The organism is Corallococcus sp. AB038B (genome assembly GCF_003668955.1).
Lineage (GTDB): Bacteria > Myxococcota > Myxococcia > Myxococcales > Myxococcaceae > Corallococcus > Corallococcus exiguus.
The window spans coordinates 684,298-709,125 of record NZ_RAWO01000003.1; the positions used below are offsets into that span (position 1 = coordinate 684,298).

The 24,828-nt window shown below is 70.5% G+C and carries 14 protein-coding genes; 9 read left to right on the forward strand and 5 right to left on the reverse strand.

What is annotated here, in order from left to right:
* Nucleotides 1-80 precede the first annotated feature (80 nt).
* Nucleotides 81-13,925 carry a non-ribosomal peptide synthetase gene (locus tag D7Y04_RS19005; protein WP_158627554.1) on the forward strand — a complete coding sequence of 4,615 codons (13,845 nt, stop codon included), beginning with the start codon at nucleotides 81-83 and terminating at the stop codon, nucleotides 13,923-13,925.
* 39 nt (nucleotides 13,926-13,964) lie between these two features.
* Here D7Y04_RS19005 and D7Y04_RS19010 read toward each other — a convergent pair whose 3' ends face one another.
* Entirely contained in the window at nucleotides 13,965-14,435 is a 471-nt protein-coding gene (locus D7Y04_RS19010) for an FBP domain-containing protein (RefSeq protein ID WP_120596753.1), read from the reverse strand.
* Nucleotides 14,436-14,569: 134 nt separating this feature from the next.
* Between D7Y04_RS19010 and D7Y04_RS19015 the strand changes: the two genes are divergently transcribed.
* The 3 genes from D7Y04_RS19015 to trxA all read left to right on the forward strand — a co-directional run bounded on the left by D7Y04_RS19015 (nucleotide 14,570) and on the right by trxA (nucleotide 16,673).
* Nucleotides 14,570-15,259, forward strand: a complete 690-nt coding sequence (locus D7Y04_RS19015) for an Ig-like domain-containing protein (RefSeq protein WP_147454610.1) — start codon at nucleotides 14,570-14,572, stop codon at nucleotides 15,257-15,259.
* Between the two features lie 48 nt (nucleotides 15,260-15,307).
* Entirely contained in the window at nucleotides 15,308-16,219 is a 912-nt protein-coding gene (locus D7Y04_RS19020; RefSeq protein ID WP_121760225.1) for a LysR family transcriptional regulator, read from the forward strand.
* A 127-nt stretch (nucleotides 16,220-16,346) separates the two neighbouring features.
* Complete coding sequence (gene trxA, locus D7Y04_RS19025) at nucleotides 16,347-16,673, forward strand: thioredoxin (RefSeq protein ID WP_120596750.1); 327 nt, start codon at nucleotides 16,347-16,349, stop codon at nucleotides 16,671-16,673.
* A 3-nt stretch (nucleotides 16,674-16,676) separates the two neighbouring features.
* On the opposite strand, the gene D7Y04_RS19030 is transcribed toward trxA, so the two are convergent.
* Genes D7Y04_RS19030 through D7Y04_RS19040 form a run of 3 tightly spaced genes read right to left on the reverse strand, consistent with a single transcriptional unit; the run spans nucleotide 16,677 to nucleotide 20,171 of the window.
* Nucleotides 16,677-18,521: a DHHA1 domain-containing protein gene (locus D7Y04_RS19030; RefSeq protein WP_121760226.1), complete on the reverse strand. Its 1,845-nt coding sequence runs from the start codon at nucleotides 18,519-18,521 to the stop codon at nucleotides 16,677-16,679.
* Nucleotides 18,522-18,531: 10 nt separating this feature from the next.
* Complete coding sequence (locus D7Y04_RS19035) at nucleotides 18,532-19,110, reverse strand: TlpA disulfide reductase family protein (protein ID WP_172817731.1); 579 nt, start codon at nucleotides 19,108-19,110, stop codon at nucleotides 18,532-18,534.
* Nucleotides 19,107-20,171, reverse strand: coding sequence for a CFI-box-CTERM domain-containing protein (locus D7Y04_RS19040; protein ID WP_120596748.1), 1,065 nt, complete (start codon nucleotides 20,169-20,171; stop codon nucleotides 19,107-19,109). The genes D7Y04_RS19035 and D7Y04_RS19040 overlap by 4 nt, the downstream gene beginning before the upstream one ends.
* A 113-nt stretch (nucleotides 20,172-20,284) precedes the next feature.
* On the opposite strand from D7Y04_RS19040, the gene D7Y04_RS19045 reads away from it, so the two are divergent.
* The 3 genes from D7Y04_RS19045 to D7Y04_RS19055 all read left to right on the forward strand — a co-directional run bounded on the left by D7Y04_RS19045 (nucleotide 20,285) and on the right by D7Y04_RS19055 (nucleotide 22,361).
* A complete protein-coding gene (locus D7Y04_RS19045) occupies nucleotides 20,285-20,572 on the forward strand; it encodes a hypothetical protein (protein ID WP_121760227.1) in 288 nt (95 codons plus the stop codon).
* A 129-nt stretch (nucleotides 20,573-20,701) separates the two neighbouring features.
* On the forward strand, nucleotides 20,702-21,937 hold the full coding sequence (locus tag D7Y04_RS19050) for a S1C family serine protease (protein WP_120599040.1): 1,236 nt from the start codon (nucleotides 20,702-20,704) through the stop codon (nucleotides 21,935-21,937).
* A gap of 151 nt (nucleotides 21,938-22,088) precedes the next feature.
* Nucleotides 22,089-22,361: a vegetative protein gene (locus D7Y04_RS19055; protein ID WP_120575743.1), complete on the forward strand. Its 273-nt coding sequence runs from the start codon at nucleotides 22,089-22,091 to the stop codon at nucleotides 22,359-22,361.
* A 36-nt stretch (nucleotides 22,362-22,397) separates the two neighbouring features.
* Here D7Y04_RS19055 and D7Y04_RS19060 read toward each other — a convergent pair whose 3' ends face one another.
* Nucleotides 22,398-23,138, reverse strand: a complete 741-nt coding sequence (locus tag D7Y04_RS19060; protein ID WP_120599041.1) for an RNA methyltransferase — start codon at nucleotides 23,136-23,138, stop codon at nucleotides 22,398-22,400.
* Between the two features lie 51 nt (nucleotides 23,139-23,189).
* Here D7Y04_RS19060 and D7Y04_RS19065 point away from each other — a divergent pair, with 51 nt between their 5' ends.
* Together D7Y04_RS19065 and D7Y04_RS19070 are read left to right on the forward strand one after the other, a co-directional pair.
* Complete coding sequence (locus D7Y04_RS19065; protein WP_120599042.1) at nucleotides 23,190-23,780, forward strand: hypothetical protein; 591 nt, start codon at nucleotides 23,190-23,192, stop codon at nucleotides 23,778-23,780.
* A gap of 78 nt (nucleotides 23,781-23,858) precedes the next feature.
* On the forward strand, nucleotides 23,859-24,815 hold the full coding sequence (locus tag D7Y04_RS19070) for a phosphoribosylaminoimidazolesuccinocarboxamide synthase (protein ID WP_120575740.1): 957 nt from the start codon (nucleotides 23,859-23,861) through the stop codon (nucleotides 24,813-24,815).
* The last annotated feature ends 13 nt before the right edge of the window (nucleotides 24,816-24,828 follow it).

Genomic DNA, 24,828 nt, shown 5'->3' on the forward strand with positions numbered 1-24,828 from the left:
TCAGTTTCACCCAGTACCCCTCGCTGACCAGTTATTCTCGAAACATGAGGACATTTGAAACAGAAGGTAACGGCGCGGGGATGACCCCGGAGCAGAAGCGCGCGCGGTTGGCGGAGCTGCTGCGCGGCAAGGTCCGGCCCACGCATGCACCGGTGTCCTTCAGCCAGGAGCGCATGTGGTTCCAGGACCGGCTGAGCCCTGGCAGCGCTGCCTTCAACATCCCGGTCCGCGTGCGGTTCTCCGGCGTGCTGGACGTGGACGTGCTGCACGCCAGCCTCCAGACGCTGGTGCGGCGTCACGCGCCGCTGCGCACCACCTTCGTCGAACAGGACGGCCGGCCGCTGCAACACATCGCGCCCGCGTTGGAGCTCGCGCTGCCCCTGGTGGACCTCCAGTCGCTGCCCGCGTCGGAGCGTGAGGCCGAGGCCACGCGGCTGATCACCGACGAGGCGCGCCAGCCGTTCGACCTGGAGAAGGGACCGCTGCTGCGGACCGTGCTGTACCGGCTGGAAGCGCTGGAGCACGTGCTGCTGCTCAAGCTGCACCACATCATCACGGACGGTTGGTCCATGGGCGTGCTGGTGCGCGAGCTGAGCGCGCTGTACCCGGCGCTCGCGGAGGGCAAGCCGTCACCGCTGGCCCCGCTGCCCATGCAGTACGCCGACTATGCGGCCTGGCAGCGTGAGTTCCTGCGCGGTGACGTGCTGGAGTCGCACCTGGGCTTCTGGCGCGAGCGGTTGGACCCGGACGCGGTGCTGGAGCTGCCCACCGACAGGCCCCGCCCCGCGGTCCTCTCCGGGCGCGGCGCGCGCATCAACGCGGTGCTGCCCGTCGCGCTCGTGGAGTCGCTGAAGGCGCTCGCGCTCGCGGAGGGCAACACGCTCTTCGGCGTGCTGCTCGCGGGCTTCCAGGTGCTGCTGTCGCGCTACAGCGGCCAGCAGGACGTGGTGGTGGGTACCTCCGTGGCCGGCCGTGGCCGCGCGGAGCTGGAAGGACTCATCGGCCTGTTCACCAACTACCTGGCCTTCCGCACGGACCTGTCCGGACAGCCGTCCTTCCGCGAGCTGCTCGGCCGCGTGCGCGAGACGACGCTGGAGTCCTACGCGCACCAGGACGTGCCCTTCGAGAAGCTGGTGGACGCGCTAAAGCCGGAGCGCCAGCTGAGCGTGAATCCCCTCTTCCAGGTGGCGCTGACGATGCAGAACGCGCCCCTGCCGCCGCTGCGATTGCCGGGGCTCGTCCTGGACGCGCAGCCGGTGGACAACCGCACCAGCAAGACGGACCTGTCGCTCATCGCCATGGAGGTGCCGCAGGGCATGCGCCTCACGGCGGAGTACAACACGGACCTCTTCGACCCCGGTTCCATCCAGCGGCTGCTCGCGCACCTGCGCACGCTGCTGGAAGGCGTGGTCGCGGATCCGGGCCGGCGCGTCTCCGAGCTGCCCTTGATGGACTCGGCCGAAGCGACGCGGGTCCAGCGCGAGTGGGCCGGTGAAGCCGCGCCCTTCCCGGAGGACTGTTGCCTGCACGCGCTCTTCGAAGCGCAGGCGCAGCGGACGCCCGAGGCCGTGGCCGTGCGGTTCCTGGGACAGGCGCTCACGTACGCGCAGCTGGATGCTCGCGCGAACCAGCTCGCGCATGCGCTGCGCCGCCGGGGCGTGGGACCGGAGGCCCGGGTGGCCTTGAGCGTGGAGCGCTCGCTGGACGTCGCCGTGGGATTGCTTGGCATCCTCAAGGCGGGCGGTGCGTGGGTGCCCGTGGATCCGATGCTGCCTCGGGAGCGGTTGGCCTTCATGTTGGAGGACAGCGGCGCCTCCGTGCTGGTGACGCAGGCTCCGCTGTTGGAGCGATTCCCGGAGGGAGCGCGCTCCCGTGCGCTGTGCCTCGACGTGGAGCGGGATGGGCTCGCGAGGGAGAGCGTGCTGGCTCCGGCCTCCGGCGTGGGGCCCCGGAATCTCGCTTACGTGCTCTACACCTCTGGCAGCACGGGCATGCCCAAGGGGACCGCCATCGAGCACCGTGGCGTGTGCAACCTGGTCGCGCATGAGGCCACGGCCTACGGCATCGGTGCGGGCAGCCGCGTCCTCCAGTTCGCCAGCCTCTCGTTCGACCTGTCGGTGGAGGAGATCTTCACCACGCTGTGCAGCGGGGCCACGTTGGTGCTGGCACCGCTGGAAGACCTGATGCCCGGCGAGCCGCTGCGCAAGCTGCTGCGCGACGAGGCCCTGACGGTCATCAGCCTCACGCCCGCGACGCTCGCGGCCACGGCCCCGGAAGGACTGCCCGCACTGCGGACCGTCATCTCGGGCGGTGAGGCACTGCCTCCGGAGGTGGTGGCGCGGTGGGCTCCGGGCCGCGTGTTCATCAACACGTACGGCCCCACGGAAGCCACCGTCATGGCCACGCTCACCGAGTGCACGGCGGACGGACGCGTGCCGTCCATCGGCAGGCCGCTGGCCAACGTGCGCGCGTACGTGCTGGATGCCCGGGGCGGGCTCGTGCCCGTGGGCGTGAAGGGCGAGCTGCACCTGGGCGGCGTGGGCGTGGCGCGAGGCTACGCGGGCAGGGCCGCGCTGACGGCCGAGCGCTTCGTGCCGGATGCCTTCTCCGGTGAGGCCGGGGCGCGGCTGTACCGCACGGGCGACGTGGTGCGCTGGCGCGAGGACGGCACGCTGGAGTTCGTGGGCCGCGCGGACGCGCAGGTGAAGGTGCGTGGCTTCCGCATCGAGCTGGGTGAGGTGGAGACCGCGCTGGCGAAGCTGCCGCCCGTGCGGGACGCGGTGGTGGTGGCACGCGAGGACGGGCCCGGCGGCAAGCGGCTGGTCGGCTACGTCGTGCTTCGCGACGGCGTTGACTCCAACGGCAGCGCGCTGCGGGCGGCCCTCAAGGACGCCCTGCCCGAGTACATGGTGCCGTCGGCCGTGGTGGTGCTGGCCACGCTCCCGCTCACGACCAACGGCAAGGTGGACCGCAAGGCGCTGCCGGCTCCGGACATGGCGGGGGGTGATTCTCGGGAGTACGTGGCGCCTCGCACGCCCACCGAACAGCGCCTGGCGGGGCTGTGGCAGGAATTGCTCGGCGTGACGCGCGTCGGGGCGAATGATCACTTCTTCGACCTGGGCGGCCATTCGCTGCTGGCCACACAGGCGCTCAGCCGAATCCGTCAGGCCTTCTCGGTGGAGTTGCCCCTCCGGCGCCTGTTCGAGACTCCCACGCTGGACGCCGTGGCCCGTCTCATCGACGAGGCGCTCGCGGGCAAGGGGCAGCCGGTCCCGGCACCGAACAAGCCACAGGAGGCCCGTGCACGGCCCGCGCCCACGGTTCCGCTGGAGGACGTCGCGCGCGAGTGGGAGGCCCGCGCCGTCGCGCAGCCACGCGACACCGTGATGCCCTTCACGGCGGAGCTGCGCCAGCGGGTGCTGGTGGAATGGAACGCGACGGCGACCGAGTACCCGCGCGACTCCACCCTTCCGGAAGTCTTCGAGCAGGTGGTGTCCCGCTTCCCGGAGAAGGTCGCCGTTGAGTTCGGCGAGACGCGCCTCACCTACCGGCAGCTGGATGAACGCGCCAATCGGCTTGCGTGGCATCTGCGCTCGCTGGGCGTGGTCACGGATTCGCGTGTGGCCGTGGCCCAGGAGCGCTCGCTGGAGCTGGTCGTCTCGCTTGTCGCCATCCTCAAGGCGGGCGCGGCCTACGTGCCGCTGGATCCGGCCTACCCACGCGCGCGTCTGGCCGCGATGGTGGAGGACGCACGGCCTCGCGTCCTCGTCACCTCTCGCGCGCTCCTGTCGAACCTGCCCCACGAAGGCCTGTTGCCCGTGGTGCTGGAGGAAGTGTTCCTCGACGCGCTGCCCGCGCATGCACCTCCACGAAGCGCTTTGCCCCAGAGCCTCGCGTACATCGACTTCACCTCCGGCTCCACCGGCAGGCCCAAGGGTGTCGGCACGCCTCACTCCGCCGTGCTCCGCACCCTCTTCGGCGTCGACTACGCACGCTTCGGGCCCGACGAGACGCTGCTGATGATGGCGCCCCTCGCCTTCGACGCCTCCACCTTCGAGGTCTGGGGCGCGCTGCTGCATGGGGCAAAGCTGGCCGTCTTCCCCGCGCACCCTCCAACGGATCCGCATGAACTGGAGCAGGTGCTGGTGCACCACGGCGTGACGACGCTGTGGCTCACCATTGGCTTCTTCACCCAGCTGGTGGATTCACACCTGCCCGCGCTGCGCTCCCTGCGCCAGGTGCTCACGGGGGGTGACGTCATCTCCGCGTCCCACGTGCGTCGTGTGCTGGAGCAACTGGGCGTCCCCGTCAGCGCGTTCTATGGCCCCACGGAGACCACCGTCTTCGCCACCAGCCACCGCTTCACGCATGTCTCGCAGGTGGGCGCCTCCGTCCCGCTGGGCCGTCCGCACAGCAACATGCAGGTGTACGTGCTGGATGCTTCCGGCCAGCCCGTTCCCCCGGGCGTCCAGGGCGAGCTGTTCATCGGTGGCGACGGACTCGCACGCGGCTACGTGGGCCAGCCTTCGCTCACCGCGGAGCGCTTCCTTCCCGACCCGTTCTCCTCCACTCCCGGCGCGCGCCTCTACCGCACCGGTGACCTCGGCCGCTGGCGTGAGGACGGAGTGCTGGAGTTCCTGGGCCGCGCGGACGCACAAGTGAAGGTGCGCGGCTTCCGCATCGAACTGCCCGAAATCGAAGCCTCCCTGCGCGCCCATCCCGAGGTGCGCGAGGCCGTCGTCATCGCCCGCGAGGACGTGCCCGGCGACAAGCGTCTCGTCGCCTACGTCGTCGCTCCTGAGTCCCTGGACGTGGCCGAGCTGCGCGCGTTCCTCAAGCAGCGCCTGCCCGACTACATGGTGCCCTCGGCCATGGGTCGGCTGGATGCCCTGCCCCTCAACTCCAACGGCAAGGTGGACCGCAAGGCCCTCCCCGCTCCCTCCACCTTCCAGACTCGCGCACGGACGCGCCCGCCGCGCACGGACACGGAGCGGTTGCTCGCCACGCTCTGGGAAGAGGTTCTCCAGACGGGCACGGTCGGCGCCGAGGACAACTTCTTCGACCTGGGCGGCAACTCACTGAGCGCCACGCAGATCCTCTCGCGCATCCGGCGTGCGCTCCAGGCGGAGCTGTCCATCGCGAACTTCTTCGCGGCCCCCACCGTGGAAGCCATCGCGCGTCGACTGGAGTCCCAGGGCCCGGTGCTCCCTACCCTGGCCGTGCCCACGCTCAAGCCGGTGCCGCGCGACGGAGGCCTGCCCCTGTCCTTCGCCCAGCAGCGGCTGTGGTTCTTCGCGAAGCTGGAGCCCGCGAGCACCGCGTACAACCTCCCCTTCGTCATGCGGCTCGAAGGCACCCTTGATGTGCCCGCGCTCGCACGAGGCCTGCGAGAGCTGTCCCAGCGCCACGAATCCCTGCGCACCACCTTCCGTGAAGAGGCATCCGGCCCCGTCCAGGTCATCAGCGCGTCCCCCACGCTGCCCGCGGGCTGGATGGACCTGAGCACGCTGCCGGATGCCGAGCGCGAGTTCAGCGCCATCCTCGACGACGAGGCACGGCAGGTCTTCGACCTGGAAGCCGGTCCGCTCTGGCGCGTCCTCGTGGTGCGCATGAGCGCGCAGCACCACCTGTTGCTGCTGACCATGCATCACGTCATCTCCGACGCCTGGTCCATGGGCGTGCTCCTCCAGGAGTTGACCACGCTGTATGCCGCCCACGCGGATGGCCGGACGCCGCAACTCAAGCCGTTGCCCGTGCAGTACGCGGACTTCTCCGTCTGGCAGCGAGGCTGGTTGCGAGACGCGGCCCTGGAGTCCCAGCTCGGCTGGTGGCGCGAGCAACTCCACGGCGCGCCGAAGGCCCTGGAGCTGCCCACGGATCGGCCTCGTCCCGCGGCGCAGACCTTCCGTGGCGCGGTGGTGCCATTCCAGTTCCCTCGCGAGCTGTCGGACGCGATGCAGGCGCTCTGCCGGAGCGAAGGCGTCACGCCCTCCATGGTGGTGCTGGCCGCGTTCCAGGTGCTGCTCTCGCGCTACAGCGGCCAGGAGGACGTCTCCGTGGGCTCGCCCATCGCCGGCCGGAACCAGGCGGAGCTGGAAGGGCTCATCGGATTCTTCGTCAACACGCTGGTGCTGCGCACGAAGCTGGACGGAGACCCGAGCTTCCGCGAGCTGCTCGCCCGCGTGCGCGACGTGGCCCTGGGTGCGTACGCGCACCAGGACGTGCCCTTCGAGAAGCTGGTGGAGGCGCTCCGGCCGGAGCGTGACCCGCGCCGCACACCGCTCTTCCAGGTGATGCTCGCGTACCAGAACGCGCCCATGCCGGAGACGCTGGGCACGGGCCTCAAGCTCCAGCCGCTGGAGCCCCGGGGCGGCACCGCGAAGTTCGACCTCACCCTGGCGCTGAACGACACCGCGGATGGGCTGAAAGGCCTGCTCGAATACAACACCGACCTCTTCGACGCTTCGACCGCCAGCCGCATGGTGGGCCACCTGCGCGCGTTGCTGGCCGGCGCCCTCCACTCACCGGAGCGCCGCCTCTCCGCGCTGCCCATGCTCACGCTCGAGGAGCGCGGGCTCCTGCTCCACTCGTGGAGCGAAACCGGCGCGGCCACGGCGGAGGATGCTTCCCTGCCCCGGCTCCTCCAGGCACAGGCCCAGCGCCATCCCGACGCGGTCGCCGTCGAGCACGATGGCCAGGTCCTGACCTGGGCGGAGGCTCACCATCGGGCCCGGGAGGTCCTCCGCGAGCTGCGCAGGCGCGGCGTGGTGGCCCTGCCTCCCGCGCCGCCTCTCGTGCCCGTGTCCCGCACGGGCCCGCTGCCCCTGTCCTTCGCCCAGCAGCGGCTGTGGCTCCTTGATCAGCTGGAGCCGGGCAGCGCCGCCTACAACATCTTCCTGGCCCTGCGTGTGGAGGGCGCGCTGGATGTGACCGCGCTGGAGCAGGCCTTCGCCGCGCTCGTCGCCCGCCACGAATCCCTGCGCACCGTCTTCGTCGCGAAGGAGGGCCAGCCCGCCCAGGTCATCCTCGCCGAAGTGCCTTTCGCCCTGGAGGTGGTGGAGCTGGGCGAGGTCTCCCGCGAAGCGCTGGACGAGCGGCTGCGTGAAGAGGCGCGGCGCCCGTTCGACCTGGAGCGGGGGCCGCTGCTGCGCGTCTCGCTGTTGCGCCTGGGCGCAGGGGAGCACGTGCTGTGGCTGAACATGCACCACATCGTCTCCGACGGTTGGTCCATGGGCGTGCTCGTGCGGGAGCTGTCCGCGCTGTACGGCGCCCGGGTTTCGGGCCAGCCGTCGCCGCTGTCTCCCCTGCCGGTCCAGTACGCGGACCACGCGGCCTGGCAGCGCGACTGGCTGAAGGACGAGGTCCTGGATCACCACCTCGCGTACTGGCGCCGTCAGCTGTCCGGAGCGCCGCCACTGCTGGAGCTGCCCACCGACAAGCCGCGTCCGCGCGTCCTCTCTCTCCAGGGCTCCCAGGTGCCCGTGCAGTTGCCCGGAGCGCTGTCGGAGTCCCTCCAGGCGCTGTGCCAACGCGAAGGCGTCACGCTCTTCATGGCCCTGGTGGCGGCATGGCAGGCGCTGCTCTCGCGCTACAGCGGCCAGGAAGATGTCTCCGTGGGCTCACCCATCGCAGGCCGCACGCACGAGGACACGGAGGGGCTCATCGGCTTCTTCGTCAACACGCTGGTGCTGCGCACGCACGTCGACCCGAAGGCCACCTTCCGCCAGCTGCTGGCCCAGGTGCGCGCCACCACGCTCGCCGCCTACGAACACCAGGACGCGCCTTTCGAGAAGCTGGTGGAGGAGCTTCAGCCCAAGCGCAGCCTGAGCCATTCGCCGCTCTTCCAGGCCGTGCTCGCGCTGCAGAACGCTCCGACGCAGCCGCTGGTGCTGCCGAGCGGACCTGGTGCTTCCGAGCCGGTGCGGCTCCTGCCCCTGGAGCAGACCGAACAGACCACGCAGTTCGACCTCACCCTGGCCCTGGCGCAGACCGCGCAGGGCCTGCGGGGCGCGCTCAGCTACCGCACGGACCTGCTCGAAGCCTCCACCGCCGCCCGGATGGTGGAGCATCTGCGCACGCTGCTGGAGGCCGTGGCCACGAAGCCTGATCAGCCCCTGGGCGAGCTCTCCCTCCTCACCCGCGACGAGCGCCAGCGCATCCTCGTGGCGTGGAACGACACCGCCGTCACCAGCCCCACGGACATCCCCGTCCACGTCCACTTCGCCCGGCAGGCACAGCGCACGCCTCACGCGGTCGCGCTCGTGCTGGGGGATGATTCGCTGACGTACGCCCAGCTGGACGCGCGCGCGAACCAACTGGCCTGGCACCTGCGCGCGCAGGGCATCATCCCGGGTGCACGCGTCGGACTCGCCGTCGAGCGTTCCTTCGAGCTGGTGACGGCGATGCTCGCCATCCTCAAGTTGGGCGCGGCCTTCGTTCCCGTGGACCGCAACGCGCCCGTGGAGCGCACCGCGGCCCTGCTGGAGGACGCGGACGTCCGCGTGACGGTGACCCACCAGCCGTTCGCGCCGTTGCTGCCGGCCTCTGGTGGTCGTGTCTGGCTGGATGCGCAGCGGGACGTCATCGCCGCGTTGCCCACGCATGCACCCGACCTCCGCGTGGACGGCGAGGCCCTGGCGTACATCATGTTCACCTCCGGCAGCACCGGCCGCCCCAAGGGCGTCTGCGTGCCGCACCGGGGCATCACCCGGCTGGTGCTCGGCAGTACGTTCATGCGCTTCGGGCCCGACGAGGTCTGGCTTCAGTTCGCGCCCGTTGCCTTCGACGCGTCCACGCTCGAAATCTGGGGCGCGCTGCTGCACGGCGCGAAGCTCGTCCTTCCGCCGCCGCATGCCCTGTCACTGGAGGAACTGAGCGGACAGATTCGCCGCCACCGCGTGACGGCGATGTTCCTCACGACCGCGCTCTTCGAACAGCTCGTCCTGCACCAGGGCGAAGTCCTGTCGGAGGTGCGTCAGGTGCTCGCGGGCGGAGAGGTGATGCCGTGGCCCCGCATGCGCGACCACCTGGCCCGTCTGCCTGAAGGCGCGACGGTCATTCATGCCTACGGCCCGACGGAGAACACGACCTTCTCCACCACGCTGCCCCTGAACCGGGACGCGCGCGTGGAGGGCCCGGTGTCCATTGGCCGGCCCATCCCGAACGCCACCGCGTATGTGCTGGATGCGAACCTGCAACCGGTGCCTGTGGGCGTCGCCGGTGAGGTGTACGTCGGAGGCAAGGGCCTGGCCTGGGGCTACCTGAACCGCCCCGAGCTGACCGCGGAGCGCTTCGTCCCCCATCCCTTCGCGTCCACGCAGGGCGAGCGCCTCTACCGTACGGGCGACAAGGCGCGCTGGCTTGCGGACGGCACGCTCGACTTCCTGGGCCGCGTCGACTTCCAGGTGAAGGTGCGCGGCTTCCGCATCGAGCTGGGTGAAATCGAAGCGGCGCTGCGACAGGTGGAGTCGGTGAAGGAAGCCATCGTGGTGGCGAGGGGCGAGACCACGGAGAAGCAGCTCGTCGCGTACGTGGCGCCGAAGTCTGGCAAGACGCTGGACGTGGACGCGCTGAAGGCGCACCTGCGTCAGCGGCTGCCGGAGGCCATGGTGCCCGGCGTGGTGGTGGTGCTGGAGGCACTGCCGCTCAACGTCAACGGCAAGGTGGACCGCAAGGCATTGCCGGAACCGGAAGCGCCGACGGCCAGCAGCACGTACGAAGCGCCTCGCACGGAGCTGGAAGCGAAGCTGGCTGCCATCTGGGCGCAGGTGCTGCGTGTGCCCCGCGTCGGCGTGAAGGATGACTTCTTCGCGCTCGGTGGGCACTCGTTGCTCGCGACGCAGGTCGTGTCGCGGGTGCGAGCGGAGACGGGCGCGGAGCTTCCGCTGCGCACGCTGTTCGAAGCCCCCACCGTGGAGGCGCTGGCCTCGCGCATCGAGGCCGCCTCTCGTGCTCAGCAGGGCGCACGGCGTCCACCGCTGGTGCCCGTTCCCCGCAACGGCCCGCTGCCGCTGTCCTTCGCGCAGCAGCGGCTGTGGTTCCTCGACCGACTCAACCCGGAGAGCGTCCACTACAACGTCCCTGCCGCCTTGCGGCTCGACGGGCCCCTGGATGCGTCGGCGCTGGCTCAAGGCCTCCAGGCGCTCGTCCAGCGCCATGAAGCCCTGCGCACCACGTTCCACGCGCGCGAGGATGGCGAGCCCGTCCAGCACCCGCACGCGCATGCGGAGCTGTCCATGGCCCAGGTGGACCTGAGCCACCTGCCCGAAGCGGAGCAGGACGCGGAGGCCCGGCGACGGGCCCTGGAGGAAGCGCTCCTCCCGTTCGACCTGACGCGCGCGCCCCTGATGCGCGCCACCCTGATGCGCCTGTCCGCGCGGCGCCACGTGCTGCTCGTCACGCTGCATCACATCGTCTCGGATGGCTGGTCCAACCGCGTCCTCGTCGAGGAGTTGAGGGCGCTCCATGCCGCGTTCTCGAAGGGTGAGCCGTCGCCCCTGTCACCGCTGGCGCTCCAGTACGCGGACTACGCGACCTGGCAACGGGGGTGGCTCCAGGGCGAGGTGCTGGAGCAGCAGCTAGGGTGGTGGAAGCAGCAGCTCGATGGCGTGCCGCATGCGCTGGAGCTGCCCACGGACAAGCCTCGTCCGTCCGTGCAGACCTACCGTGGCGCGCAGGTGGCCGTGCGGCTGTCACAGGCCGCCACGCGGGGACTCAAGGCCCTCTGCCAGCAGGAGGTCACCACGCCGTTCATGGCGCTGCTCGCGCTCTGGCAGGTCCTGCTGGCCTTGTACTCGGGACAGGAGGACTTCGCCGTCGGCTCGCCCATCGCGGGCCGTGAGCAGGGGGAGTTGGAGGGACTCGTCGGCTTCTTCGTGAACACGCTGGCGCTGCGGGCCCGGGTGGACCGCCGGGGCTCGTTCCGGCAGTTGCTGCGCCGGGTGAAGGAGGTGGCGCTGGGTGCGTATGCCCACCAGGACCTGCCCTTCGAGCGATTGGTGGAAGCGTTGAGGCCCGCGCGAGACCCGAGCCGCGCGCCGCTGTTCCAGGTGCTCTTCACGCCTCGGGACGGCGCTCCGCCCGCGCCGGCCGGAGAGGAGCTGACGCTGCGCCCGTTGGACGTGGAGGAGACCACGTCCAAGTTCGACCTGGAGTTGAGCCTGGTGGAGTCACCCGAGGGCTTCACGGGAGCGCTGGTCTACAACACCGCCCTGTTCGAGCCGCGCACGGCCGCGCGCATGGCGGAGCACCTCCGCACGCTGGCGGAAGCGCTCGTGGCCCGGCCCGAGGCGCCCCTCGCGTCCATGTCCCTGCTGACGGAGGGCGAGCGTCAGCGCGTGTTGGTGGAGTGGAACGCGACAGCGACCGAATACCCGCGCGACTCCACCCTTCCGGAAGTCTTCGAGCAGGTGGTGTCCCGCTTCCCGGAGAAGGTCGCCGTTGAGTTCGGCGATACGCGCCTCACCTACCGGCAGTTGGATGAACGCGCCAATCGGCTTGCGTGGCATCTGCGCTCGCTGGGCGTGGTCACGGATTCGCGCGTGGCCGTGGCCCTGGAGCGCTCTCTGGAGTTGGTCGTCTCGCTCGTCGCCATCCTCAAGGCGGGCGCGGCCTACGTGCCGCTGGATCCGGCCTACCCGCGCGCGCGTCTGGACGCGATGGTGGAAGATGCTCAGCCGCGCGTCCTCCTCACGTCGCGTGCGCTCCTGCCGAATCTGCCTCACGAGCACCTGTTGCCCGTGGTGCTGGAGGAAGTGGCCCTTGACGCGCTGCCTGCGCATGCGCCTCCACGAAGCGCTTTGCCCCAGAGCCTCGCGTACATCGACTTCACCTCCGGCTCCACCGGCAGGCCCAAGGGTGTCGGCACGCCTCACTCCGCCGTACTCCGCACCCTCTTCGGCGTCGACTACACACGCTTCGGGCCTGACGAGACGCTGCTGATGATGGCGCCCCTCGCCTTCGACGCCTCCACCTTCGAGGTCTGGGGCGCGCTGCTGCATGGCGCGAAGCTGGCCATCTTCCCCGCGCATCCTCCGACGGATCCGCATGAACTGGAGCAGGTGCTGGTGCATCACGGCGTGACGACGCTGTGGCTCACCTCTGGCTTCTTCACTCAGTTGGTGGATACGCATCTGCCCGCGCTGCGCACGCTGCGCCAGGTGCTCACGGGGGGTGACGTCATCTCCGCGTCCCACGTGCGTCGTGTGCTGGAGCAACTCAACGCCCCCGTCACTGCCTGCTATGGCCCGACGGAGACCACGGTCTTCGCCACCAGCCACCGCTTCACGCATGCCTCCCAGGTGGGCGCATCCACTCCGCTGGGCCGCCCCCTGGGCAACACGCAGGTGCACGTGCTGGATGCCTCCGGCCAGCCCGTTCCTCCGGGCATCCAGGGCGAGCTGTTCATCGGTGGCGACGGACTCGCACGCGGCTACGTGGGCCAGCCCTCGCTCACCGCGGAGCGCTTCATCCCCGACCCGTTCTCCTCCACTCCCGGAGCGCGCCTCTACCGCACCGGCGACCTCGGCCGTTGGCGTGAGGACGGCGTGCTGGAGTTCCTGGGCCGCGCGGATGCACAGGTGAAGGTGCGCGGCTTCCGCATCGAACTGGCGGAGATCGAGGCCGCGTTCCTCGCCCACCCGTCGGTGCGGAACGCCGTCGTCATGGCCCGCGAGGACGTGCCCGGCGACAAGCGCCTCGTCGCCTACGTCGCGCCCGAAACCCTGGACGTGGCCGAGCTGCGCGCGTTCCTCACGCAGCGGCTGCCCGACTACTCGGTGCCTTCCACCCTGGTGTGTCTGGACGCATTGCCCCTCACCGCCAACGGCAAGGTCGACCGCAAGGCCCTCCCCGCGCCCGAGTCCGCGACCTCCGCGTCCGGAAGCTACGTCGCGCCCCGCACGCCCCTGGAGGAGCAGCTGGCCTGGTCCTTCGCGGAGGTGCTGCGCGTGCCTCGCGTCAGCATCACCGACAACTTCTTCGAGCTGGGCGGTCACTCCCTGTTGGCCCTGCGGTTGATCGCCTCCATCCGCGTGCACACCGGGCACCTGGTTCCCATGGCTGCCCTCTTCCAGCACGCCACCGTCGAGCAACTGGCGCGTCGGATCCAGCAGGAGACCACCCCGCTTCCCGCCAACCTCGTGCGACTGAAAGCGGGCACCGACGAGAAGCGGCCCCTCTTCCTCGTCCACGGCGGAGGCGGCGGCGTGCTGGGCTACTCCGAGCTCGTCCGCCAGTTGGGCAATGACCGGCCCGTCTACGGACTGTCCGCGTCGGGCCTGGAGGGCGGCGCCCTGCCTCCCGCATCCATCGAGGCACTGGCGCGCGACTACCTGAGCCAGCTGCGCACCGTGCAGCCGCAAGGGCCGTACTTGCTGGGAGGCTGGTCCTTCGGCGGGCTCGTCGCGCTGGAGATGGCGCGTCAGCTCCAGGCCCTCGGTGAAACGGTGGAGCTGCTGACCCTGATGGACTCCACCGTGCCCACGCCCCAGCCGCGTCCGGAAGCTGACCCGCTCGGACTGCTGGCGCTCGTCGGGCGGACGCTCGGCCTGCGCTGGCAGGACCTGTCCCTGGACCTGGAGCAACTGCGGCGCATGGAGCCGCGCGAACGCCTCGCGTACGTCCTGGAGCAGCTCAAGGGAAGCAACCTGGGGCTGGACCTGGCTGCCGCCGAGCGCCTCTTCGAAATGCACACGCGGTTCTACGAAGCCCAGCGCCTCTACGTTCCTGACGGTGGCTACTCGGGCAACACGCTCGTCTTCCGGGCCACCGCGGGACCGCGTGATGCCGACGAGCCCGCATGGAGCACGTGGCTCACGGGGTCCGTGACTTCGTACGACGTGGCGGGAGACCACTACACGATGCTGAGCGCGCCCCACGCATCGTCGGTGGCGGAGCAGCTCCTCCACCACCTGCGGACGCTGTAGCGCGAAGGAGGGCGGGCCCGGACGCGCGGGCCCGCTTCCTCAATCCGCTGAGCCGGGCTCCAAGCCCAGTGCTTCGCTCGCGAAGCGAGCCATGCGCTCCATCAGCCTCGCCTTGTCGTCCAGGATGCTGCGACCGGACCGGTCCGACATGGACTCCAGCCGCTCACCGCAGCGCAGGTCCAGGCAGGTGATCACACCCACCCTGCGCTTCGAGTCGACATCCGTGGTGATAAGCCCCACCTCCGCCACGGTGGGCGTTCGGCACCAGTCACACATCTTGGGCGCAAGGGTCGGGTCTCCGTGCTGATCCCTGCGGAAGGCGATACCCGTGGGCTGCTTGCTCCCCGGCGCGACGAACACCAGGAAGACGCGCACCCCGTACGGATCCACCCACGAAAGGTAATCCCGCACGAAGAGCGGGAGCTGGGTGCCCTTGGGCAGTTCGACGTGCTTGCGATCCCTGGAGCGGAAGGCTCGCAGCAACTCTTTTTCTGACTCGATTCGGAACATGGCGTGCTCTTACGGACTGCCTTCGAGAACATCCTGAACGTGCGTCAGCTTGATTTTGTCCAACCCTTGCGGACACTGGGTTGAAATCACCACCGCATGCCAGCTTGGCGGGCACTCGCGTTCCGAGGACCCCCATGCACTTATCCCTACGGATCCTGTTGCCCCTGCTGGTCATCGGGTTGGGAGGCATCGCCTGTGGCGATGATGCCTCCTCCCCGCCCAACCAACCGCCCACCGTGAGCGACACCGTCTCCGCACCCACGGCACTGGTCGCGGGAACGACCGGCACCCTGACCATCACCGCGAGAGACCCGGACGGCGACCCGCTGACCTACACATGGATGCAGGTCGCTCCCAGCACAGCGGGCACCTGGGTGGGCGGTACCACCGGAGAGAGCGCGCAGTGGTACTCGCCCGCCGTGGGCACGGAGACCGCGTTCACCTTCCACGTGAGCGTCACGGATGGCGTGAACCCGCCCGTGGTGCGGACCGTCACCGTGCCCGTGTCGGTGCCCCACTACGGCGCGGACATCCAGTCGCTGTGGAACTCCGGGCAGTGCACGAACTGCCACGGCAAGGCCGGCAACCTGAGCCTCGCCCCGCTCAGCAGCCACGCGAGCCTGGTCAACGTCACCGCCAAGGCCTGTGGCACCCTCCAGCGCGTCATGCCCGGCGACCCGGACAACTCGGCGCTCGTGCGGAAGATGGAGGGCACGGCGTGCGGAGAGCGCATGCCCACGGGCAAGCCGGAGTACTTCGATCAGCACCCGGGCATGAACGTCCTGGTCCGCTCGTGGATCCTCGCGGGCGCGGCCAACGACTGACGCACGGCGGGCTCGCGCCCGTTCCAGCCGGGGCATAGGCTCGCGGTCGTGGCCGCGAACCCGCCCCTGCTGGACGACATGGTGCTCTTCGCGGAGGTGGTGGCGACAGCCAGCATCACCTCCGCGGCGGAGCGCCTGGGCCTGCGCAAGTCCACGGTGAGCCGCCGTCTGGCCGCCCTGGAGGAGCGCCTGGGCATCCGGCTGCTGGAGCGCAACACGCGCAGGCTCCGCCTCACGGAAGCGGGCCGCGAATACCACGCGCACTGCGCACGGCTCGTCGCCGAGGCCCGCGAAGTGAACGCGGCGGTGAGCGAGTCGCGCGGCACGCCCCAGGGCACGCTGCGCATCGCCACGCTGTCGCTGCTGGGCGAACTGCTCACGCCCGTCATCGCGGAGCTGCTCCTGCACCATCCCCGGCTGCGCGTGGAGGTGTCGCTCGCGCAGACGCACGTGGACCTCATCGCGGAGGAGTACGACCTGGCGCTGCGCACCGGGCCGCTCGCGGACTCGTCACTGATGGCGCGCAGGCTCGGGCGCCTGCGCACCGGTTACTACGCCAGCCCGCACTACCTCAGCCGCCACGGCACACCCCGAACGCCCGAAGCGCTGACGACCCACGAGTGCATCCTCCTGGCCGAGTCCGGCACCGACGAGGTGTGGTTCTTCGGCGAAGGCCGGAGCGCGCGCACCGTGCCGGTGACGGGCCGCCTGCGCGTGCCGAGCGAGCGCGCGGGACAGGCGGCGGCGCGAGCAGGACTGGGCATCGTCCGGCTCGCGGCATCGCTGGTGGCGGACGACGTGCGCGCGGGGCTGCTCGTCCCCGTGCTCGAAACCGACACGCCTCCGGGCCTGCCCATCTTCGCTGTCTACCCGAGCAGCAGGCAGCTGCCCCTCAAGGTGCGCGCCTTCCTGAAGCTGCTGTCCGCGCGCGGCGCAGCGCTCCCGTGGCAGGAGGAATAGGGGGCTCCTGGCGGAACAATGCGTCCCGCCAGGGGCGCTCGTCGTCACATCCGCCCGCGATTACATCCCGTGGACACGAGGCGCGGCCCCACGTGAGGCCCGCGCCCTTCACGCAAGGATGGGCCCCATGGCTGGCAACGTCATCGAGCTGGGAGACGCGGAGTTCCAACGCGAGGTGCTGGAGTCGGAGGAACCGGTGCTGGTGGACTTCACCGCCACCTGGTGCCCGCCGTGCCGGGTCCTCGCGCCCGTCATCGACTCGCTGGCCGCCGAGTACAAGGGCCGGATGAAGATGGCCAAGCTCAACGTGGACGATCATCCGAAGACGCCCGAGCAGTACGGCATCCGCGCCATGCCCACCCTGCTGTTCTTCAAGGGCGGGAAGGTGGTGAAGCAGGTGGTGGGCGCCGTGCCCAGGGCGAAGCTGGAGGAGGCCGTGCGCCAGGTGCTCTGACGCTCAGCCCACGCCGCCGGACGGCGCCCAGTTGCCCAGGCGCGACTCCACGAAGCGCCGGGTCGCGCTGAGCGCCGCTTCGACGCCGTCCGCACGCGAGCCGCCGCCCCAGGCCACCTCCGGCGAGCCGCCGCCCTTTCCCTCCACGCAGGGCGCCGCCTGGGCCATGAGCTGGCCCGCGTCCATGCCCACGCTGAGAAGCGCGTCGCTCGCGATCGTCACCAGCACCACCTTGTCGCCACGCGTGGCGGTGAGCACCACGCCCATGATCCCCACCAACTCCCGCCGCAGCGCCTCCACCAGCGCCTTGAGGTGCGGCGCCGGCACTTCGCCCAGGTGCGCGGCGACGAGCTTCGTGTAGAAACCCCAGCACGTCGCATCCTGGAGCAGCTGCCGGGCCTGCTCCGCGGGAGCCACGCCCGCGGGCGCCACGGCCTGAGCGGGCTTGCGGCGCGCCTCCTGCTCCAGCCGCGTCAGGCGCTCACGCAAGGCCACCACGCGGCGCATGGGCTGCGGCCAGTTGTGCAGGGTCTCCGACAGCGGCGAAAGCGCACGCAGCCGGGCCTCGCCCTCCAGCCGAGCGGCGGACTCCAGCGAGGTCTCCAGCGCCTCCACCTGCTCGCGCAGCGCCCGGGCCGATTCGCGCGGCGTCTGGCCCGTGGGCGGCGTGAAGGGCAGCGTCAGCGGTCCGAAGCCGACGATGCCGTCACCATCAATCTTGCGCAGCATCGCGTTCGCCGCGGGCCGCACCCCTCCGTTGACGTAGCGCTGCAGCGTGCGCCACGCGTACTGGCGGAAGCCCGACAGGTGCTTCACGTAATACGCGGTCCAGCGGGGCACCGGCTGAGAACCGCGCAGGCTCTTGAACGGATCCGCGCCCGGCCCCAGCTCGATGGTGAGCCCCACCTCCAGCGCGTCCTGCATCAGCCGGTGCACGAGCCCTCTGTACAGGCCCAGCTCCTGCGGCAGCGACAGGTCATAGCCGAACAGCGGGGACCAGACCGTGTCGTCACTGACGTGCGTGGCATAGAAGCCATCCACGCGTCCGTCCTTCACCGCGAGCCAGTACTGGAAGATTCCCTCGCGCAGCGTCCACGCGAACCACTCTTCCGTGAAGTCGAGCGTGGAGTGGTACTTGTCCGCGTTGAGCGACCGGTACAGCTCCCGCAGCCGGGGCGCGCAATCCGGCATCTCCCGCCCGTCCACGACGCGGTAGCCCGCTGCCTCCAGGAGCCGCCCGTCGCGGCGCCGGTTCTCGCGCACCTGCCGGCTGACCTCGTACGTGGGCAGCGTCATGCGCGTGTGCGACCCGTAGACGAAGCCGTAGTCCCGCGAGGCCAGCGTGTTGAGCAGAGGCGACGCGTTCGCCGGGTTGATGGCGGGGAACACGATGGCGTGGCCGGGGAACTGCTCCACCAGGAAGGCGGTGAGGCGCTCCAGCTGTGCCTCGTCCAGGCTCACGCTCAGGTTGCGCAGCACCAGCCAGTGGTCCACGTAGACGCACTTGTCGATGCGCGCCGCCTTCAACATCCCGCCCAGCGTCCGCATGGCCCCGCGCATCACCACCGCGCGCGCCGCGCCGTACGTCTCCGCCGTCACGGCCGCCACCGGCAGGCCGATGTAGCGCACCCACAACGAATGCAGCGGGGAGTTGCCGTACTCCGCTTCGTTGATGGCCAGCGGGATGCGCAGGTCATCCATCGCCAGCAGCCGCAGGGTGGTGCGGTCGGAGATGAAGGCGGTGCTGCCGCGCTTCATCAGCGGGACGAAGTAGTCGCGCGCGAGACGCGCTTGCGGCGTCTCCGGCCAGGCGCACGCGTCAACCGTGTCCGCATCGTAGAGGGTCATGCCCTCCACTCTAGCGCTTGAGTGCGCGCTCGATGCGGCGGCGAAGTCCGTCCTCGGACAGCATGCCGCGCTGCGCGTCGATGACCTTCCCGTCCCGGTCCAGGAAGTAGAGCGTGGGCAGCGCATTCACCTGGAATGCGCGCGCCACGTCGTCGTCCGCGTACACCACGTACGGGCGCAGGTCCGGCTGGAAGCGCTGGAGGAAGTAGTCCACCTCCTGCGACGCCGTGGAGCCCTCGTCCCGGCTGGCCGCCACGAAGACGAGCCCCTGGGACTCGTACTCCTTGGCCAGCTTCACCAGGGACGGCATCTCCTCGCGGCACGGCGGACACCACGTGGCCCAGAAGTCGAGCATCACCACGCTCCCCTTCAGGTCCGACAGCGCGAGCGAGCCGCCCTCGTGCTTCGTCAGCTGGAAGGACGGCGGCGACGCCCCGTCAGGCACCAGCCGCGCACGCTGCGCCTCGCGCACGCCCAGGAACGCCAGCGCCGCCAACCCCAGCACCGCCACCACGGACAGCGCCGTCTTGGCCTTGTCCCCGCGCGCGCCCGGCGGCCGCGTCCCATCCGTCCCAGCCTGCTGTGTCATCCGCGTTCCTTCCGTGTCAGGCGGCCGTGCACCCGCGTCAGGGCCCAGCGCACCCCGGCCCGCACCCGCGGTCGGCGCACCACCCACGCCGCCAGCGGAGGGCCCCAATAATAGTACCCGTCGATGAACCCCTGGCCGAGCCGGCTCTTCCGGAGCACGTCATCGCGGTAGGCCCGGAACGCCACCAACTCCGGCGCGCCCTCGCCAAAGGCCGCCGTCACCACGAAGCACGACGACGCGGGGCTCACCCACATCAGCTTCCCGTTGGTGAGGTTCACCACGACCTTCAACTCCCGCTGCTCCGTGTAGAGGAAGGCCAGCAGGTCGCGCCGCGCGGCCGGGAACTCCTGTCCGCCCGCCTCCTCGAAGTCGATGCGCGTGCTGACGGTGCTGCCCACTTCATCCACCGTGAAGCGGTAGCGCTTGGAGCTGCGCCGGTGCTCCACCTCCAGACCCTTCAATTCGCCGAAGTAGGACAGGAAGGGCACCCGGCACGCCGGGCAGACGAAGCGGTGGTAGGCGTGCGTCGGGACGAAGGCGTAGTCCCCCAGGCGTTTGCAGCCCGTGTTGGGGCACACCAGCTTCACGGTCGCCTGGGCCGCGTTGCGCGGGTCGTAGCGCGACAGGCCGGAGTCCTTGTCGAATACCGGCGGCGGCCGCGGCGGCTGGCCCACCATCTGACGCGTGGGGTGCGCGGCGCGCTCCAGCTCCTGGGCCTTTCGCCACGCCAGCTCCGCCGCCTCCAGCCGGCCGTCCGCGGTGTGCACCAGCGCCTCCGCGTGCGCGCGCAGGGCCGCCACCAGCCGGTCCACCAGCGGCGACACCGCCGGCTCGCGCGCCACCGCGAAGGCCTCCGCCAGCACCCGCTCCATCTCCGGGATGAGCGCCTGGGCCGTCTTGCGCGACGGGTCCTCCGCCCGCCGGTACACCGGAGGCTCCGGCAGTTTCGCGAACAACGCCGAGGCCTGGGCCCGCACGCGCTCCAGCGCAGCGTCCCCCCGCCCCACGTCCAATCCCGCCGCCCGCGTCTGGGCGGCCCTGATGAGTTCTTCGGGCTGCAAGCGCGTGGACCTTAAGGGCCCCCAGGCCCCCTGTCAGCGACTGAGGAGCGACAGGTCAGGAAACTCGCCATGTGCCCGGGGTCGATGTAAGACGACGTAGGAGGATGTGAATCATGGGCGTGTTGAAGTTCCTGGTCTGGACGACCTGCGCTGTGGGTCTGGGCGTCTTCCTGGCGCGGGGCAACGTGGACGGCCGGTCCCCGCTGGAGCACATGGAGCGCACCTGGAAGCGCACCGTGAACCCCTCCACCCTGGACAAGGTGAAGGGCAGCGTGGGGGGCGCACTGGAGGACGCGAAGGGCGCCGTGTCCCAGAAGTCCGCCAACGCGGCGGGCCCGCGCGAGCGCATCACCGCCGAGGACCGGGCGGCCATCAACGACATCATCGCCAAGAAGAAGTAGGCGCCGAAGCAGGCGACGCCGCCCCAGAGGGCCGTTTGCTGATCGCCGGCCTCCCCCTTCCGCCCGCCCCACCCCGTGCCTAGCTTGCGCCGGGGCATTGGGTTGGACGGTGGTGGGAAGGCGGGGCCCATGGGTTGGTCGCGGTTCGGGGGCGGCATCAGGGTGGCGGTGCTGGCGTGCGCGCTGGGGACAGCGGGCAGCGCCGCGGCACGCCCCCCCGGAAAGTTGTGGCTGGAGGCGCAGAACCGCGCCGTCTCCCGGCAGCACTCCAACATCAGTGACGTGGCCCGCAAGGCGATGCCAGCCGTGGTGTCCATCACCACGCGCCAGGACCTCGCGGAGGTGGCTCCGGGCGAGGAGCCCCAGCGCGGCATCGGCTCCGGGTTCATCATCCATCCGGACGGCTACATCCTCACCAGCGCGCACGTGGTGGACGGGGCCTCGGAGGTCACCATCTCCATCCGCAGCGCCAACGGCTACGTGGAGGAGTTCCCCGCCACGGTGGTGGGCGAGGACGAGCGCACGGACTGCGCGCTCCTCAAGGTGGACGCGCCCCGGAAGCTGCCGGTGCTGAAGCTCGCGTCCGCGTCCCACGTGGGCATCGCGGACTGGGTGGTCGTCATCGGCAACCCGTTCGGCCTGGCGCACTCCGTGACGGTGGGCGTGGTGAGCTACGTGGGCCGCACGGACGTGACGCCCAACGGCCGCGACGGCGACTTCGACTACCTGCAGATGGACGCCTCCATCAATCCGGGCAACTCCGGCGGGCCGGTGCTCGACTTGCACGGCGACGTGGTGGCGGTGGCCAACGCCGTCAACGTGTCCGGCCAGGGCATCGGGTTCGCCATCCCCATCGACATCGCGAAGACGGTGATTCCGCAGCTCAAGGCCCACGGGCGCATGCGCCGCGGGTGGATGGGCATCAGCGTGCAGGACTTCTCCCCGGAGGTGGCGCAGGCGTTCAACCTGAACCCCCGAGGCCGGGGCGTGGTGGTGACGGACGTGGTGGAGGACGGCCCCGCGGCCCGCGCGGGCCTGCGCACCGGGGACGTCATCCTGAACATGGACCGGTTGTCCGTGGCGCGGGCGCACACCCTGCGCTGGCAGGTGGCCGCGCGCGGTGTGGGCCAGCACATCCGGCTGCAGCTGCGCCGGCTGGGCCGCCCGCTGGCGGTCAAGGTGAAGCTGGAGGACCTGCCCCTGGTGGAGTCGCCCCCGTCCACGCTGGCCTCGGGTGGCACGCCAGGCGAGCGCGCAGCCGGGGCCCGCTCCGTGCTGGAGGAGCTGCTCTCCCCGGTGCCGCGCACCCAATCCGGACGGTCCGGAGGCATTCCCAAGGCCGAGGACGGCCTGGCCGCCCCCTGACGGATGGGGCCTCCAGGGCCCTGGCGGGTCTCCAGGCTCCTTGCGTTCCGCGAAACCCGGCGATACACCGTCCGCCTTCACATCGTGGCGGATCCACCCCCAGGTGGCGTCACGGGTCTTCCAAGCATCGATTCGCAGGAGAGTCCGTACCATGGCCGAGGCCACCCAGACGACGAAGCCCACCCATTGGCCGCGCACCGCCAAGGGCAACGGCAAGAAGGCGTGCACCGTGGAGGGCTGCAAGCGCCCCTACCGCGCCAAGAGCTACTGCTTCTTCCACTTCAAGAAGTGGCGCCAGGGCGAGCTGCCCCACACGCGCTACCGCGTGTGCTCCAAGCCGGAGTGCCGCGCCAAGGTCGGCCCCAAGGCCGGTCTGTGCGAGAAGCACTTCGCCGAGACCTACAAGAAGGAAGCGGCGGCCTAAGTCGCCCCGGCTGTTCGCGTGGCGCCGGCCCCCGCCTCACTCGCGGGGAGTTCCCGGCGCCACCGCGCGGCCCAGATGCTTGAAGGCGTTGAGCCACAGCTCCGCCTCTCGCTGGGTCAATCGCGCACGCATCAACGTCCGCTCCAGTTCGTGCAGCACGTGCTGCGGCGCCTCCGGGTTGAGGAAGTCCGCCGCCAGCATCGCCGCGCGCATGCGCCCGCTCAGCGCGTTGAGCGTCCCCAGCCGAGCACCGGCCTCCTCCTCCTGAGGCAGCACGGGCGCTGACGTGAGTCCCTGCCGGTGGCAGAGGTACAGCAGCACCGCGGAGGACTGCGCCAGGTTCATGGACGGCTGCACGTCCGACGTGGGGATGACGAGCAGGTCCTGGCAGTGGGTGAGGTCCTCGTCGGACAGCCCGCGCTGCTCCCCTCCGAACAACAGCGCCACCCGCCCCCGCGTGCTCTCCTCCGCCAGCCGCCGCGCCGCGTCCTCCGGCGTCAGGGGGTCACGCTTCACCACCTGGGTGCGCGACGTGGTGCCCACCACGTACACACAGTCTTCCAGCGCCTCCGCCAGGGTGGGTGCGACGCGCATGCCCGAAAGGATGTGGCCGCTCTTCACGGCCATCCGCTCCGCCAGGCTGAAGTCCTGGACCACGGGCTCCGAGAGGATGAGACGTTCGAAACCGAAGTTCGCCATGACCCGGCAGACAGCACCGAGGTTGTCGGGTGAACGGGTCTGATGAAGGACGACAGTCAGCTCCGCACCTGGTCGCATGCACCGGAGTTTAGCTGGTGGTGCGTCAGCGTGATCGGTATATTCCCGTTGATGCGTCGCTGGGTCCCTGGCCTGCTCCTGTCGCTGTCCCTGCTCACCACCGCGTGTGATGGCACGGGTGCGCCCGTGCGCTCCTCGCTCACGGCGCGGCAGGCGCTGAGCAGCTCGCCAGAGGTGGTGGAGTTCGAGTCCCCGTCCGTCCGCCTGGAGCTCTTCCGGGACATCGCCCGCCAGTCGGAGCAGCAGGCCGGGCAGTCCGCGCAGGGCGTGGCGCTCTTCCCCATCATCCAGGGCAACGAGTTCGTCGCGGCGCCGGGCTTCGAGCCCCGCGCGGACCTGCTCCAGCCGCCGGACGCGGGCAGCGGCCTCCAGTTCGTCTTCGACGCGCGGACGGGCGACCGTTGGCCGGAGGACCGGCGGGAGAGCCTGCAGGGCCTGTCGGAGCGCGAGGCCGCGGAGCTGGTGGCGCGCACGCTGCTGGCGCTCTGGGGCATCCAGCCGGAGGGCGCGGTGCGGGTGGACCGGGCGGCGGGCGCGCCGTACGCGGTCGCCTACGTGGACGGCATCCTGCGCATCAACCCGGCGTTCCTCTACCTGGCAACGGCCTACGGTCCTGCTTCCATGACGGCGGGCCTCCAGTAGAGTCGCGCGCCTCATGAGCTGGCCCCGCTCCCGCCCCTTCCCGGCGGTCAGTGGCCGGGGCCGCGAGGCGCCTCCGACGTGAACACCTCCGCCCTCCACGCGCAACTCACCCACACGCTTCGCCAGACGGACCTGCCGTCGCTCGGCACGCCCTACAAGGGCAAGGTTCGCGACACGTACCGCAAGGGCGACACGCTCATCCTCGTGACGAGCGACCGCCTCTCCGCGTTCGACCACGTGCTCACCACCATCCCCTTCAAGGGCGAGGTGCTCAACCGCCTGGCGGCCTTCTGGTTCGACCGCACGAAGCACATCGTCCCCAACCACGTGCTGGACGTGCCGGACGCGAACGTCACCGTGGCGCGCGCCTGCCAGCCCTACTCCGTGGAGGTGGTGGTGCGCGGCTACCTCACGGGCAGCCTGTGGCGCGACTACGAGAAGGGCACGCACACCGCCTACGGGGTGCCCTTCGCGGAAGGCCTGCGCAAGGACAGCGCGTTCGAAGCGCCCATCCTCACGCCGTCCACCAAGGCCGAGTACGGCAAGCACGACGAGCCCATCTCCGAGGCGGAAATCCTCTCGCGCGGGCTGGCCACGCCCCGTGACTGGGCCCGCATCACGGAGGCCGCCCGGGGCCTGTTCCAGGAGGGCCAGAAGTGGGCGCGCACGCGCGGCCTCATCCTGGTGGATACGAAGTACGAGTTCGGGAAGGTGGGCGACGAGCTCTACGTCATCGACGAGATGCACACCCCGGACTCCAGCCGCTACTGGGTGGCGGACGAGTACGAGGCGCGCTTCGCCAAGGGCGAGGACCAGAAGATGTTGGACAAGGAGAACATCCGCCAGTGGCTCATCCGCGAGCGGAACTTCTCCGGCCACGGCGCGCTGCCCGCCATCCCGGACGACGTGCGCGTGGACCTGGCCACCAAGTACGTGGCCGCCTACGAGCGCATCACCGGCACGTCCCTGGTGCTGACGCCCGGGGACGTGCACGCGCGCATCGAAGAGCACCTGCGGGCGAAGGGCTACCTGTAAGCCCCTCGCCCTA